This is a genomic window from Streptomyces sp. NPDC019224 (assembly GCF_040632605.1).
GTDB lineage: Bacteria > Actinomycetota > Actinomycetes > Streptomycetales > Streptomycetaceae > Streptomyces.
The window spans coordinates 231859-245600 of the sequence record NZ_JBEYCF010000001.1 but is presented as its reverse complement, the minus strand read 5'-3'; the positions used below and the strand labels follow the sequence as shown (position 1 = coordinate 245600).

The following is a 13742-nucleotide window of genomic DNA, read 5'->3' as shown; positions in this document are numbered from 1 at the left end:
TACCCGCTGTCACTCCCCGGGCCAGTTCGCCTTCCTCTTCTCGTTGAACGCGGCCACACCCTCCGCCCGGTCGCCGGAGAAGGCCACCGACCGCCACGCGGAGTCCTCGACCTCCAGACCGGCCCGCAGGTCGAGACCGTGCCCGAGCCGCAGCGCCCGCTTGGCCGCCCGCAGCCCGACCGGCGAGTTGGCGGCGATGCGGCCGGCCAGGGCCAGCGCCTCGGCCCGGTCCTCGCCCTCCGCCACCAGCTCGTCGACCAGGCCCAGCTCCCGCGCCTCGGCGGCCGGCACCCGGCGGGCGCTGAAGATCAGTTCGGCGGCGCGCGCGGCCCCGACCCGGCGGGGCAGCAGCTGGGTGCCGCCGCCGCCCGGGATGACGCCGACGGAGACCTCGGGCAGGCCCACCACGGCCGTCGGGTCGGCGACGATCAGGTCGCAGGACAGGGCCAGCTCGAAGCCTCCGCCGAGCGCGAAGCCGTGCACCGCGGCGATCGTCGGCATCGGCAGCTCCAGCACGCCGGTGTAGGCGGCGCGCGCGGTGGGCCGCTGGCGGACCAGCTCGGCGTCGGTGAAGGAGTTGCGCTCCTTGAGGTCCGCGCCCACGCAGAAGGCCCGCTCGTGACTGGAGGTGAGGACGGCGACCCGTACGTCCCGGTCGGCGGCGAGCGCGTCGCAGGCGGCGCCGATGGAGCGGGCCATGTCCGTGGACACCGCGTTCATGGCCTTCGGCCGGTCGAGGACCAGCTCGGCGACGTGCTCCAGGCCCTCGTGGGCCCGCACGACGACGAACTCCCCGAACCGCTGCTCGGACGTGACGGTCATGTCTGCTCCCCTGTCGGTTAACGAGCGTTACCGGAGGGATCCTAGGGCTCCGCCCCGCAGGGGTGTCCGAAACGGGTCAGGAGGTGCCGCGGCGGGCCAGCAGCCAGGGCTCGACCACGCCGAGCCCGCGCACCGGGCGCTGCCACATCGGCTGCAGCCCGTAGCGGTACTTGGGCACGGGGACCACCTCGGCGTCCGGGCCCTCCTTCCCGGCCCGCTCGGCCGCCGCCGCGGCCTCCTCCGCCGCCCGCGCCTCCGACACCGGGGCGTCGCCCGTACGCGTCAGCTCCTCGGCGAACGCCCCGTCGACCAGCACCGCGTCCTTCGGCGCTATCGAGGTCAGCCGGCTGGCGAGGTTCACCGTGGTGCCGAAGACATCGCCCATCCGGGTGGTGACCGTACCGAAGGCGATGCCGACCCGCAGCGCCGGCATGGTCTCGTCCACGGCCATCGCCTCGATGAGGCGCAGCGCGATCTCGGCGGCGGTGCCCGCGTCGTCGGCGGCGAAGAGGACCTCGTCGCCGAGGGTCTTGATGAGCCGGCCGCCGTGCGCGGCGACCAGGTCGGCGCAGGTGGTCTCGAAGGACTCGACGAGCTCGCCGAGCTCCTCCTCCTCCAGCCGGCGGGTCAGCCGGGTGAAACCGACGAGGTCCGCGAAGCCGACGGCCAGGCGCCGGTCGACCATCTCCTCGTCGTCGGCCGCCTGCACGACCCGGCCGGTGGCGGCGGCGAGCTGGCGCCGCCACACGTACACCAGGAACTCCTCCAGTTCGGGCAGGAGCAGTTCGACCAGGGGGTACGTGACCTCGGTGCGGGTCATGCCCGGCTCGGGGGGCTCGGTCAGGCCCTCCAGGAACGAGTCGATCTGCCACTCGGCCAGCCTGGCGGTGGTCTGCCCGGTCGACCGGGCCACCTGGATCGCCATCGGCTCGCTGAGCAGCCCGGCCTCGACGAGACCGGAGAGCCGCCGCAGGGCCAGCACGTCCGCCTCGGTGAGCGCCTTGGCCTGCCCGATGTCCGCGAAGCCCATGGCCCGCCAGAAGCGGGACGCCAGGTCCATCGAGACGCCGGCGGTGCGGGCCGCCTGGAACGGGGTGTACCGCCGGTCGGCGCCCAGGATCAGCTGTTCCAGCCGGATCGCGAGGGGATCGTCGGTCGGTTCGGCCGTGTGGTCGACTTCGTGGTGCGGTGTGGCGTGCACCGAGGGTTCCGACGACTGCTGCGCGCCGTCGCCGGAGGTCGTGTCGTCGACGGTCACCAGCCGCCTCCTGCCCGTTCCCTGCGCACTGCCCTGCCGATCTGTCCGCCGGTGGATCACCTCAACGATACGGCAGGTGTGCCCTACCTCACGTCCCCAGGGCGCCAGGCCCGGACGGCCCGGGTTCAGGTCAGGCCGCCGCCGGCGCCGCGCAGGTGCACGATGTCGCCCGCCGAGACCGGTGCGCGCAGTCCGTCGCCGGTGGACAGGACGATCCGGCCGTCCCCGTCGACGGCGACGGCCTCGCCGGTGAGCGTGCGGCCGCCGGGCAGCTGGGCCCGTACCGTGCGGCCGAGGGTCGCGCAGCCGGCCGCGTACGCCTCCTGCACCCCGCTCGCCGCCGCGTCGCCGTCCGCGTCGCGCCAGAGCCCGTACCAGTGCTCCAGGGAACGCAGGACGCCGCGCAGCAGCGTCTCGCGGTCGGTGGAGACCGCGCCGGCCAGGGCGAGGGACGCGGCGGTGGGGGCGGGGAGCTCGTCGGCGCGCAGCGAGACGTTGATGCCGATGCCGATGACGACGCCGTCGCCGGCGCGCTCGGCGAGGATGCCGCCGGTCTTGCGCTCCTCGCCGAGCGGGGTCTCCCCCGGACGGAGCTTGCCGGAGTCCTCGGGGATGGTGACGAGCAGGTCGTTGGGCCACTTCAGGGCCATGTCGACGCCCGCCGCGCGCGCGAGACCGGTGGCCGCGGCGACGCCGGTGAGCAGCGGCAGCCAGCCCCACCGCTCGGCGGGCACGTCCCCCGGGGTCAGGTACACGGAGAAGAACAGGCCGGAGCGGGCCGGGGCCGTCCAGGAGCGCTCCAGGCGCCCGCGGCCGGCGGTCTGCTCCTCGGCGACGAGGACCGTGCCCTCGGTGAGGCCGGCCGCCCGCGCGGCGAGGTCGGTGTTGGTGGAACCGGTGCTCCCGACGACGTCGAGGGCGGTCCACAGCGCTCCCGGCCGCAGCAGTCCGCGGCGCAGCGCGGGGACGTTGAGGGGCGGCCGGTCCAGGTCCGACCAACGGCTCTGTGGCGCATCCGAAGGTGTCATGCAAGCCACCCTAGGTGTGGCAAAGGACGCACTGCCGAACCGTATCGGCGCCGATACGCTACGGCTCAGTAGCTGTTCATCCGCTGATCAGCAGCCAAGTCGTCCCCGTGACCAGGCAGGGAGCCGCCACCCGATGTCCGAGCCGGAAGAGATCGACATCCACACGACCGCGGGCAAGCTCGCGGACCTGCAGCGCCGTATCGACGAGGCGACCCACGCGGGGTCGGCTCGCGCGGTGGAGAAGCAGCACGCGAAGGGCAAGCTGACGGCGCGCGAGCGCGTCGGCCTCCTGCTCGACGAGGGCTCGTTCGTGGAGCTCGACGAGTTCGCCCGGCACCGCTCGACGAACTTCGGCATCGAGAAGAACCGGCCGTACGGGGACGGTGTCGTCACCGGCTACGGCACGGTCGACGGCCGTCCCGTCTGCGTGTACTCGCAGGACTTCACCATCTTCGGCGGATCGCTGGGCGAGGTCTACGGTGAGAAGATCGTCAAGGTGATGGACTTCGCGCTGAAGACCGGCTGCCCGGTCATCGGCATCAACGACGGCGGCGGCGCCCGCATCCAGGAGGGCGTGGCGGCGCTGGGTCTCTTCGCGGAGATCTTCCGGCGCAACGTGCACGCCTCGGGTGTGATCCCGCAGATCTCGCTGATCGTCGGCCCGTGCGCGGGCGGCGCGGTGTACTCCCCCGCGATCACCGACTTCACGGTGATGGTCGACCGGACCTCGCACATGTTCATCACGGGCCCCGACGTCATCAAGACGGTCACCGGTGAGGACGTCGCCTTCGAGGAGCTGGGCGGAGCCCGTACGCACAACACCACCTCCGGCGTCGCGCACCACATGGCGGGCGACGAGAAGGACGCCATCGAGTACGTCAAGTCGCTGCTGTCCTACCTTCCGTCGAACAACCTCTCGGAGGCCCCGGCCTTCCCGGAGGAGGCGGACCTGGCGGTCAGCGACGAGGACCGCGAGCTGGACACGCTCATCCCGGACTCGGCGAACCAGCCGTACGACATGCACACCGCGATCGAGCACGTGCTGGACGACGGTGAATTCCTGGAGACCCAGGCCCTGTTCGCGCCGAACATCATCACCGGCTTCGGCCGCGTCGAGGGCCACCCCGTCGGCATCGTCGCCAACCAGCCGATGCAGTTCGCCGGCTGTCTGGACATCAACGCCAGTGAGAAGGCGGCCCGCTTCGTCCGCACCTGCGACGCGTTCAACGTGCCGGTGCTGACGTTCGTGGACGTGCCGGGCTTCCTGCCGGGCGTCGACCAGGAGTACGGCGGCATCATCCGGCGCGGCGCCAAGCTGATCTACGCGTACGCGGAGGCGACCGTCCCGCTGATCACGGTGATCACGCGCAAGGCGTTCGGCGGCGCGTACGACGTCATGGGCTCCAAGCACCTGGGCGCCGACATCAACCTCGCCTGGCCGACCGCCCAGATCGCCGTCATGGGCGCGCAGGGCGCGGTCAACATCCTGCACCGCCGGACGATCGCCGCCGTCACGGACGCCGACGAGAGGGCGGCCACCCGCGCCGAGCTGATCGCCGACTACGAGGACACCCTCCTCAACCCGTACGTGGCGGCCGAACGCGGGTACGTGGACGCGGTGATCATGCCGTCCGACACCCGGGCCCACATCGTGAAGGGGCTGCGCCAGCTCCGCACCAAGCGCGAGTCCCTCCCGCCCAAGAAGCACGGCAACATCCCCCTCTAGAAAGGGTCCTGGCCATGATCAAGGTCGTACGGGGCAACCCGACCCCGGAGGAACTGGCCGCCGCGCTCGCGGTGGTCCGGGCCCGTGCCGCGGCGGTCTCCGCCGTGTCGTCCGGCACCCCGGAGCCGCCCGCCGGCTGGTCCCACCCGAGCCGGCTGGCGCGCAGCGGCCGCCACCTGCCGGGACCGCGCGCCTGGGCCCGTACGTACTGGCCCGCATAACCGCTGGTGACACGTGGGGCGGCGGTTGAGTACGCGTACTCAGGCGCCGCCCGGGGGCCGCCCGGGAGGATCACGTCATGCTCTGGTCCGACCCCGAGAACAAGCCCCCCGAAGAACTCCGCGAGGCGGAGGACATGATGCGCCGCGCGGGACTGATCCTGGCCCTGGCGATGGTCGTGGCGATGTTCGTCCTGGGCACACGGTGATTCCTCAGCTCCTCCCGCAGGGGCGACCGCTCCCCCGGGCGGGCCGTTCGATCCCCTCCGGCGAGTGAGGAGCGGGGTCCGGGGGCGGCGCCCCCGCCACGGACCCCCACCCGCCCCGCGTCCGTACCATGGCGGTCATGACCGCCCAACGCCTCGTCCTCGCCTCCGCCTCCCCCGCCCGCCTGGGCCTTCTGCGCCAAGCGGGCCTCGCGCCGGAGGTGATCGTCAGCGGCGTCGACGAGGACGCCCTCAGCGCCCCCACCCCCGCCGAACTCGCCCTCGTGCTCGCCGAGGCGAAGGCGGCCGTCGTCGCCGCGCTGCCGGAGGCCGCCGGCGCCCTGGTCATCGGCTGCGACTCGGTACTCGAACTCGACGGCGAGGCGCTCGGCAAGCCGGCCGACGCCGAGGAGGCCACCGCCCGCTGGAAGTCGATGCGCGGCCGGACCGGGGTGCTGCGGACCGGGCACTGCCTGACGGACACCGCGACCGGCCGGACGGTCTCGCGGACGGCGTCCACGACCGTCCGCTTCGGTGAGCCGTCGGACGCCGAGATCGCCGCCTACGTGGCCTCGGGCGAACCGCTGCACGTGGCGGGGGCCTTCACCCTCGACGGGCGCTCGGCACCGTTCGTGGACTCCATCGAGGGCGACCCGGGCAACGTCATCGGCCTGTCGCTGCCGCTGCTGCGCCGCCTGCTGGGCGAGCTGGGGATCTCGGTCACCGACCTCTGGGTCTGAGCGGCCGTCACGCCGGGGCGGGAGCGGCCGGCTGCTCGGGCTCGGGGCCGGCCTGCTGCTCCGAGGCCGGTCCGGCGCCCTGGGGGCCGTACGCCACCAGGGTGAGCACGATCAGGCCGAGCACCGCCGTCATCCACCCGAACGCCGCCCAGCCGACGAGTCCGACCGTCAGCGCGCCGAGGACGCCGTGGACGACCGCGCAGCAGATCAGCGCGGCCCGCGCCACGCGCCCCGGCGCCCGGTCGCGGGCGCCCGTCAGGGCGAGGAGCACGGCGCACAGGAGCAGGAACAGGCCGAAGACGCCGCCGAGCACCCAGGTGCCCTTGGACATCACCTCGGGGTCCGTACCGGCCAGGGACATGTCCTGGTTCTTCACGACCGTGCCCAGGACGACGTTGATGATCACGACGCCCACGGCTTCCACGGCCAGCACGAGCGCGGCCATGAAGGCCACCAGCCTGCGCGCCACGACGCTCACCCCCTGTTACCAGCAGTACGTGCGATAGCGCGGACCCTACTAACCAGTAATGGTCACGACAAGAGCCGGGGAGAACCCCGGCGCACCCCTAGCCGGCCGGGCTTTCGTGGGTCGGGCAAAGAATTGCCCACCCCTTAGTGGGAACTCCACAAAGAATTACCGTAAGTCGCTGCCCGTGCCGATAGAGACCTGGACCACACATGGTCGCTACTGTGCGGTTTCAGAACCCGGCGTACCGTGGTGGCACAAGGGATTTCGCGACTCGAGCACACCTCGAATCACACTCCGTGTGGGCAAGCTCACCATTGGGGACGGGTCGTAGGACCGTGTCGGTTGTCCCTAAACTCAGCTTGTTTCAAGGAGGGAGCCATCGTGCGCAAGGTGCTCATCGCCAACCGTGGCGAAATCGCTGTCCGTGTTGCTCGGGCCTGCCGGGACGCGGGTATCGGGAGCGTGGCCGTCTACGCCGACCCGGACCGTGACGCTCTGCACGTCCGTGTGGCCGACGAGGCATTCGCTCTGGGCGGTGACACCCCGGCGGCCAGTTACCTGGACATCGCCAAGGTGCTCCAGGCTGCCAAGGACTCCGGGGCGGACGCGATCCACCCGGGTTACGGCTTCCTCTCGGAGAACGCCGAGTTCGCCCAGGCCGTTCTGGACGCGGGTCTCACGTGGATCGGCCCGCCGCCGCAGGCGATCCGGGACCTCGGTGACAAGGTCGCCGCCCGCCACATCGCCCAGCGCGCCGGTGCCCCGCTCGTCGCGGGCACCCCGGACCCGGTCTCCGGCTCCGACGAGGTCGTCGCCTTCGCCGAGCAGCACGGTCTGCCGATCGCCATCAAGGCCGCCTTCGGCGGCGGCGGCCGCGGCCTGAAGGTCGCCCGCACGCTGGAGGAGATCCCGGAGCTGTACGACTCCGCGGTCCGCGAGGCCGTCGCGGCGTTCGGGCGCGGGGAGTGCTTCGTCGAGCGCTACCTCGACAAGCCGCGGCACGTGGAGACCCAGTGCCTGGCCGACACCCACGGCAACGTGGTCGTCGTCTCGACCCGTGACTGCTCGCTGCAGCGCCGCCACCAGAAGCTCGTGGAGGAGGCCCCGGCCCCCTTCCTGTCCGACGAGCAGAACGCCGAGCTGTACGCGGCGTCCAAGGCGATCCTGAAGGAGGCCGGCTACGTCGGCGCCGGCACGGTCGAGTTCCTGGTCGGCCTGGACGGCACGATCTCCTTCCTGGAGGTCAACACGCGCCTCCAGGTGGAGCACCCGGTGACCGAGGAGGTCTCCGGCATCGACCTCGTCCGCGAGATGTTCCGCATCGCCGACGGCGAGGAGCTGGGATACGACGACCCCGCCTCGCGCGGTCACTCGTTCGAGTTCCGGATCAACGGCGAGGACCCGGGCCGCGGCTTCCTGCCGGCGCCCGGCACCGTCACCAGGTTCGACCCGCCGACCGGCCCGGGCGTCCGCCTGGACGCGGGCGTGGAGTCCGGCTCCGTGATCGGCCCCGCCTGGGACTCGCTGCTGGCGAAGCTGATCGTGACCGGTGCGACGCGCGCACAGGCGCTCCAGCGTGCGGCCCGCGCCCTGGCGGAGTTCCACGTCGAGGGCATGGCCACCGCCATCCCGTTCCACCGTGCGGTCGTGGCGGACCCGGCGTTCACCGCCGACCCGTTCCGCGTCCACACCCGCTGGATCGAGACCGAGTTCGTCAACGAGATCAAGCCGTTCGCCGCTCCCGCCGAGACGGAGGCCGACGAGGAGGCCGGCCGCGAGACGGTGGTCGTCGAGGTCGGCGGCAAGCGCCTGGAGGTCTCGCTGCCCTCCTCGCTCGGCATGAGCCTGGCCCGTACCGGTCTCGCGGCGGGCGCCAGGCCCAAGCGCCGCGCGGCGAAGAAGTCCGGCTCCGCCGTCTCCGGCGACACCCTCGCCTCCCCGATGCAGGGCACGATCGTGAAGATCGCCGTGGAGGAGGGCCAGGAGGTCAAGGAGGGCGACCTGATCGTCGTCCTGGAGGCCATGAAGATGGAGCAGCCGCTGAACGCGCACCGCTCCGGCACGGTCAAGGGCCTGGCCGCCGAGGTCGGTGGCTCGGTCTCCTCCGGTGCCGTCATCTGCGAGATCAAGGACTGACACGGGGCCCGTCCCGTGCCGCTCCTCCCCGCCGGTGCCCCGGTCATGTCGTCGGACGTGACCGGGGCACCGGCGCATTCGGGGGCCGCCCGCCGGTCCGGCAATGGCATCCTGGAGACCGGGGAGACAGGAGGGACCGCACGATGGCGATGAGCACGGCGGGGACGCCGGCCCGGCCCATGCGTGCCGACGCGCGCCGCAACTACGGCCGGCTGCTGGCCCAGGCCCGTACCGCCTTCGCGGAACACGGCACCGACGCGTCCCTGGAGGACGTCGCACGGCGTGCGGGGGTGGGCATCGGCACGCTGTACCGCCACTTCCCGACCCGGCACGCGCTGATGAGCGCGGTCTTCCAGGAGGCGGTGACCTCCCTGATCACCCGTTCCCGCGAACTGGCCGGGGCGGAGCGGCCGTGTGCCGCCCTGGTGGAGTGGCTGGGTGCGATCGTCACTCATGCGGGTGAGTACCGCGGGCTGGCCCAGGCGCTCATGTCGACGTGCCGCGACGAGAGTTCGGCCCTGGCGCGGTGCAACACTCCGCTGCGCGAGGCGGGTGCGGTTCTCCTGGCGCGGGCCCAGTCGTCCGGCGCGGTCCGGGCCGACGTCTCCATCGACGACCTGATGCAGCTCACGAACGCGATCGCCCTGGCCGCGGAGCAGTCCCCGGACGACCCGGAACTGGCGGACCGCCTGCTGGCGCTGACGCTACGGGGGCTGAGCTCGGGTCCCGGCGGATCAAGCTCCTCCGGCGATTGAGGAGCGGGGGCCGGGGCGGAGCCCCCGTGCTACCGGCGCCGCAGATCCGCCACCCGCGCCCGCTCCCGGTCGCCGGCCCCCGTCTCGCCGAGCCCCGACACCCCCCGCAACGGCTGCCCCTGCGTACGCCGCTGCCCGGGCAACGGCATCTCGCGCCGGGTGGTCCGTCCCGCGGCCCCGGAGTCGCCCGCGGCCGACGAGGCCGTGCCGCCCGCGACAGCGATCCGCACGCCCTGGTCCGCCAGCGCCTGCAACTCCGCCGCCGCCCGGTCGTCGTGCGCGGCGGGCTCGTCCGTCACCAGGTGGGTGATGAGATCGGTCGGCACGGTCTGGAACATCGTGTCGGAGCCGAGCTTCGTGTGGTCCGCGAGGACCACCACCTCCGCCGCGGCCTGCACCAGCGCCCGGTCCACGCTCGCGGAGAGCATGTTGGACGTGGAGAGCCCGCGCTCGGCGGTGAGCCCGCTCCCGGACAGGAAGGCGCGCGAGACCCGCAGCCCCTGGAGGGACTGCTCGGCCCCACTGCCCACGAGGGCGTAGTTGGACCCGCGCAGGGTGCCCCCGGTCATCACCACCTCCACCCGGTTGGCATGGGCCAGCGCCTGGGCGACGAGCAGCGAGTTGGTGACGACGGTCAGGCCGGGGACGCGCGCGAGCCGGCGGGCCAGCTCCTGCGTGGTCGTACCGGCGCCGACCACGATGGCCTCGCCCTCTTCGACGAGGCCGGCGGCCAGGTCGGCGATGGCCGTCTTCTCCGCGGTGGCGAGATGGGATTTCTGCGGAAAGCCGGACTCCCGCGTAAAACCGCCCGGCAAGACCGCACCGCCGTGCCGGCGGTCGAGGAGTCCTTCTGCCTCCAGCGCCCGCACGTCCCGCCGTACGGTCACTTCGGAGGTCTGGACGACGCGGGCGAGCTCACGGAGCGATACCGCCCCGTTGGCGCGCACCATTTCGAGGATCAACTGACGACGTTCTGCAGCGAACACGAAACTGACAGTAACGTGACCGCGCGAGAGTTTTCAGCTGTTTGCGCCGAATAGCAGAAGTTGTACATACAGACGGTCGCCAAGTGGTATAGGCGGCCGCCTTGTTGTCGCCTCCTGATCGGACGGCGTCCGTGAGGCCGCCCGACTTGGCGGGAGTTGCCGGGGAATGCCGGGCCCAAGACCGCTCCGGGCCCGGCATTCGCCGGGCCGTTACGCCTCGCCCGTGCGCTTACGGCTGTGCAACTGGCGGGCCACTTCGGCGATCGATCCCGACAGGGACGGATACACGGTGAAGGCGTTTGCGATCTGTTCGACCGTCAGATTGTTGTCGACCGCGATCGAGATGGGGTGGATCAGCTCGCTCGCCCGGGGGGCGACGACGCAGCCGCCGACCACGATGCCGGTGCCCGGGCGGCAGAAGATCTTGACGAAGCCGTCCCGGATGCCCTGCATCTTGGCGCGCGGGTTGCGCAGCAGCGGCAGCTTGACGACCAGCGCCTCGATCCTGCCCGCGTCGACGTCCGCCTGGCTGTAGCCGACGGTGGCGATCTCCGGGTCGGTGAAGACGTTCGAGGAGACGGTCTTCAGGTTCAGCGGGGCCACCGCGTCGCCGAGGAAGTGGTACATCGCGATCCGGCCCTGCATGGCGGCGACCGAGGCGAGCGCGAAGATGCCGGTGACGTCCCCGGCCGCGTAGACGCCGGGGGCGCTGGTGCGGGAGACCTTGTCGGTCCGGATGTGCCCGGAGTCCTTGAGCTGGACGCCGGCCTCCTCCAGGCCCATGCCCGCGGTGTTCGGGATGGCGCCGACGGCCATCAGGCAGTGCGTGCCGGAGATGACCCGGCCGTCCGCGAGGGTCACCTCGACCCGGTCACCGACGCGCTTGGCGGACTGCGCGCGGGAGCGGGCCATGACGTTCATGCCGCGCCGCCGGAAGACGTCCTCCAGGACGGCGGCGGCGTCGGGGTCCTCGCCGGGCAGCACCCGGTCGCGGGACGAGACCAGGGTGACGCGCGAGCCGAGGGCCTGGTAGGCGCCGGCGAACTCGGCGCCGGTGACGCCCGAACCGACGACGATGAGTTCCTGCGGCAGCTCGTCGAGGTCGTAGACCTGGGTCCAGTTCAGGATGCGCTCGCCGTCGGGCTGCGCGTCGGGGATCTCCCGGGGGTGGCCGCCGGTCGCGATGAGCACGGCGTCCGCGGTGAGCGTCTCCTCCGTACCGTCGGCCGCCGTGACGACGACCTGGCGGGAGCCGTCGGCGGCCTGAAGGCCCTCCAGACGGCCGCGCCCGCGCATCACGCGGGCGCCGGCGCGGGTGACGGACGCGGTGATGTCGTGGGACTGGGCGAGCGCCAGGCGCTTCACGCGCCGGTTGACCTTCCCCAGATCGACACCGACCACCCGTGCGGCCTGCTCCATGTGCGGGGTGTCGTCCGCGACGATGATGCCCAGCTCCTCGTACGAGGAGTCGAAGGTGGTCATCACCTCGGCCGTCGCGATCAGGGTCTTCGAGGGCACGCAGTCGGTGAGGACGGACGCGCCGCCGAGGCCGTCACAGTCGACGACGGTCACCTCCGCGCCGAGCTGGGCGCCCACCAGGGCCGCCTCGTACCCGCCGGGTCCGCCGCCGATGATCACGATCCGGGTCACGAAAAGTCCGCCTCGCGTTTCTCGTCCCACGGCCGTCTGCTGTCCCGGCCGGGGTCCGGGGGATCGCCCCGGGGGAATGCAGTACGTACTTCATTGTCCCGCACGCGCCAAGGTGCTTCTCCCCGGGGCCCTCCATCCGTGCGCCGGGGCACGCGGCGCACGGATGCGGCCGGTGGATCCGCCCCTGGGCCCCACCCCTGGCTCCCCCTCTCGCGTGGCCTTCCGTCCAGGAACCGCCGCTCCCGCCGCCACCTCCCGTACCCTCGATCACATGTCGCTCTACGCCGCGTACGCCGGCAACCTCGACGCGCGGCTGATGACGCGCCGCGCCCCGCACTCACCGCTGCGCGGCACCGGCTGGCTGAACGGCTGGCGGCTGACCTTCGGCGGGGAGCAGATGGGCTGGGAGGGAGCGCTGGCCACCGTGGTGGAGGCGCCCCGCTCGCAGGTGTTCGTGGCCCTGTACGACCTGGCCCCCATGGACGAGGACTCCATGGACCGCTGGGAGGGCGTCGGCCTCGACATCTACCGCCGCATGCGCATCCGGGTGCACACCCTGGACGGCGAGGAGCCTGCCTGGATCTATGTGCTGAACGGTTACGAGGGCGGGCTGCCGTCCGCCCGGTACCTGGGCGAGATCGCGGACGCGGCGGAGTCGGCGGGCGCCCCGCACGATTACGCGATGGAACTCCGCAAGCGCCCCTGCTGAGCGCGCGGACGGCCGCGGCCGCCCCACGCCCCCGCCCCGCCTGCCCTTTCACGGCCCTCCCGGCAGCGTTCCGGCGCCCGACTGTGGAAACACACGAACGGACGCGGCGAGACTCTGTACGGGAGCATCTACGCGCGTAGGGAATCAGCGGTTACGCTCATCCGCGTGAACGCATCAGTTATTCCGGACCACATCCAGGGCGACCCGTACGCCGCCGCCGCCGACGCCGCCGCCCGCCTGCGCGAGCTGACCGGTGCCGAGACCCACGACGTCGCCCTCGTGATGGGCTCCGGCTGGGCGCCCGCCGCGGCCGCGCTCGGCGTTCCGGAGGCCGAGTTCCCGGTGACCGCCCTGCCCGGCTTCCCGGCGCCCGCCGTCGAGGGCCACGGCGGCACGGTCCGCTCGCACCTCATCGGCGGCAAGCGGGCCCTGGTGTTCCTGGGCCGCACCCACTTCTACGAGGGCCGCGGCGTCGCCGCCGTCGCGCACGGGGTGCGGACCGCTGTGGCCGCGGGCTGCCGGACCGTGGTCCTGACGAACGGCTGCGGCGGCCTGCGCGAGGGCATGCGCCCCGGCCAGCCGGTCCTGATCAGCGACCACATCAACCTCACGGCGGCGTCCCCGATCGTCGGCGCGAACTTCGTCGACCTGACGGACCTGTACTCGCCGCGGCTGCGGGCCCTGTGCAAGGAGGTCGACGAGACGCTCGAAGAGGGCGTGTACGTGCAGTTCCCCGGCCCGCACTACGAGACGCCGGCCGAGATCGGCATGGTCCGCGTGATGGGCGGCGACCTCGTCGGCATGTCCACGGTCCTGGAGGCCATCGCGGCCCGCGAGGCGGGGGCGGAGGTGCTGGGCCTCTCCCTGGTGACGAACCTGGCGGCGGGTCTGAGCGGTGAGCCGCTGAACCATGAGGAGGTCCTGCAGGCGGGCCGCGATTCCGCCGCGCGGATGGGGTCCCTGCTGGCGCGGGTACTGGACCGCATCTGAGGTTCCCACGGGGGCGCCGCCCCCGTACCCCCGCTCCTCGATCGCCGGA

General features: G+C 72.5%; 14 protein-coding genes. 8 read left to right on the top strand and 6 right to left on the bottom strand.

Annotated features, from left to right (window positions below):
- Window positions 1–9: 9 nt before the first annotated feature.
- From ABZ564_RS01240 to ABZ564_RS01230, 3 genes are all read right to left on the bottom strand, one after another.
- Window positions 10–822 carry an enoyl-CoA hydratase-related protein gene (locus tag ABZ564_RS01240; RefSeq protein ID WP_360847500.1) on the bottom strand — a complete coding sequence of 271 codons (813 nt, stop codon included), beginning with the start codon at window positions 820–822 and terminating at the stop codon, window positions 10–12.
- A gap of 76 nt (window positions 823–898) precedes the next feature.
- Window positions 899–2080: an adenylate/guanylate cyclase domain-containing protein gene (locus ABZ564_RS01235; RefSeq protein ID WP_360847497.1), complete on the bottom strand. Its 1182-nt coding sequence runs from the start codon at window positions 2078–2080 to the stop codon at window positions 899–901.
- Window positions 2081–2205: 125 nt separating this feature from the next.
- On the bottom strand, window positions 2206–3108 hold the full coding sequence (locus ABZ564_RS01230; RefSeq protein WP_360847494.1) for a biotin--[acetyl-CoA-carboxylase] ligase: 903 nt from the start codon (window positions 3106–3108) through the stop codon (window positions 2206–2208).
- A 133-nt stretch (window positions 3109–3241) separates the two neighbouring features.
- Here ABZ564_RS01230 and ABZ564_RS01225 point away from each other — a divergent pair, with 133 nt between their 5' ends.
- From ABZ564_RS01225 to ABZ564_RS01210, 4 genes are all read left to right on the top strand, one after another.
- Window positions 3242–4834, top strand: a complete 1593-nt coding sequence (locus tag ABZ564_RS01225) for an acyl-CoA carboxylase subunit beta (protein WP_360847491.1) — start codon at window positions 3242–3244, stop codon at window positions 4832–4834.
- A 14-nt stretch (window positions 4835–4848) separates the two neighbouring features.
- A complete protein-coding gene (locus ABZ564_RS01220) occupies window positions 4849–5055 on the top strand; it encodes an acyl-CoA carboxylase epsilon subunit (protein ID WP_164402234.1) in 207 nt (68 codons plus the stop codon).
- A 77-nt stretch (window positions 5056–5132) separates the two neighbouring features.
- On the top strand, window positions 5133–5261 hold the full coding sequence (locus tag ABZ564_RS01215; protein WP_360847485.1) for a hypothetical protein: 129 nt from the start codon (window positions 5133–5135) through the stop codon (window positions 5259–5261).
- A 128-nt stretch (window positions 5262–5389) separates the two neighbouring features.
- Entirely contained in the window at window positions 5390–5998 is a 609-nt protein-coding gene (locus tag ABZ564_RS01210; RefSeq protein ID WP_360847482.1) for a nucleoside triphosphate pyrophosphatase, read from the top strand.
- A 7-nt stretch (window positions 5999–6005) separates the two neighbouring features.
- On the opposite strand, the gene ABZ564_RS01205 is transcribed toward ABZ564_RS01210, so the two are convergent.
- Window positions 6006–6476: a hypothetical protein gene (locus ABZ564_RS01205; RefSeq protein WP_360847479.1), complete on the bottom strand. Its 471-nt coding sequence runs from the start codon at window positions 6474–6476 to the stop codon at window positions 6006–6008.
- 372 nt (window positions 6477–6848) lie between these two features.
- Here ABZ564_RS01205 and ABZ564_RS01200 point away from each other — a divergent pair, with 372 nt between their 5' ends.
- Window positions 6849–8603: a biotin carboxylase N-terminal domain-containing protein gene (locus ABZ564_RS01200; RefSeq protein ID WP_360847476.1), complete on the top strand. Its 1755-nt coding sequence runs from the start codon at window positions 6849–6851 to the stop codon at window positions 8601–8603.
- Between the two features lie 143 nt (window positions 8604–8746).
- Window positions 8747–9358, top strand: coding sequence for a helix-turn-helix domain-containing protein (locus ABZ564_RS01195; protein WP_360847473.1), 612 nt, complete (start codon window positions 8747–8749; stop codon window positions 9356–9358).
- Between the two features lie 29 nt (window positions 9359–9387).
- Here ABZ564_RS01195 and ABZ564_RS01190 read toward each other — a convergent pair whose 3' ends face one another.
- Both ABZ564_RS01190 and ABZ564_RS01185 read right to left on the bottom strand, forming a co-directional pair.
- Entirely contained in the window at window positions 9388–10344 is a 957-nt protein-coding gene (locus tag ABZ564_RS01190) for a DeoR/GlpR family DNA-binding transcription regulator (protein WP_360847470.1), read from the bottom strand.
- 210 nt (window positions 10345–10554) lie between these two features.
- Complete coding sequence (locus ABZ564_RS01185) at window positions 10555–11994, bottom strand: NAD(P)H-quinone dehydrogenase (protein ID WP_360847467.1); 1440 nt, start codon at window positions 11992–11994, stop codon at window positions 10555–10557.
- A 271-nt stretch (window positions 11995–12265) separates the two neighbouring features.
- Between ABZ564_RS01185 and ABZ564_RS01180 the strand changes: the two genes are divergently transcribed.
- The gene (locus ABZ564_RS01180; protein ID WP_360847464.1) at window positions 12266–12703 is read left to right on the top strand and encodes a gamma-glutamylcyclotransferase; all 438 of its coding nucleotides are present in this window, start codon (window positions 12266–12268) and stop codon (window positions 12701–12703) included.
- A gap of 165 nt (window positions 12704–12868) precedes the next feature.
- Window positions 12869–13693: a purine-nucleoside phosphorylase gene (locus tag ABZ564_RS01175; RefSeq protein WP_360847461.1), complete on the top strand. Its 825-nt coding sequence runs from the start codon at window positions 12869–12871 to the stop codon at window positions 13691–13693.
- The last annotated feature ends 49 nt before the right edge of the window (window positions 13694–13742 follow it).

What these genes read in the sequence shown, in the direction of transcription:
- ABZ564_RS01195 (WP_360847473.1), top strand. Translation starts at nt 8,747, where the DNA reads ATGGCGATGAGCACGGCGGGGACGCCGGCCCGGCCCATGCGTGCCGAC.
- ABZ564_RS01240 (WP_360847500.1), bottom strand. Translation starts at nt 822, where the DNA reads ATGACCGTCACGTCCGAGCAGCGGTTCGGGGAGTTCGTCGTCGTGCGG.
- ABZ564_RS01180 (WP_360847464.1), top strand. Translation starts at nt 12,266, where the DNA reads ATGTCGCTCTACGCCGCGTACGCCGGCAACCTCGACGCGCGGCTGATG.
- ABZ564_RS01215 (WP_360847485.1), top strand. Translation starts at nt 5,133, where the DNA reads ATGCTCTGGTCCGACCCCGAGAACAAGCCCCCCGAAGAACTCCGCGAG.
- ABZ564_RS01210 (WP_360847482.1), top strand. Translation starts at nt 5,390, where the DNA reads ATGGCGGTCATGACCGCCCAACGCCTCGTCCTCGCCTCCGCCTCCCCC.
- ABZ564_RS01230 (WP_360847494.1), bottom strand. Translation starts at nt 3,108, where the DNA reads ATGACACCTTCGGATGCGCCACAGAGCCGTTGGTCGGACCTGGACCGG.
- ABZ564_RS01220 (WP_164402234.1), top strand. Translation starts at nt 4,849, where the DNA reads ATGATCAAGGTCGTACGGGGCAACCCGACCCCGGAGGAACTGGCCGCC.
- ABZ564_RS01225 (WP_360847491.1), top strand. Translation starts at nt 3,242, where the DNA reads ATGTCCGAGCCGGAAGAGATCGACATCCACACGACCGCGGGCAAGCTC.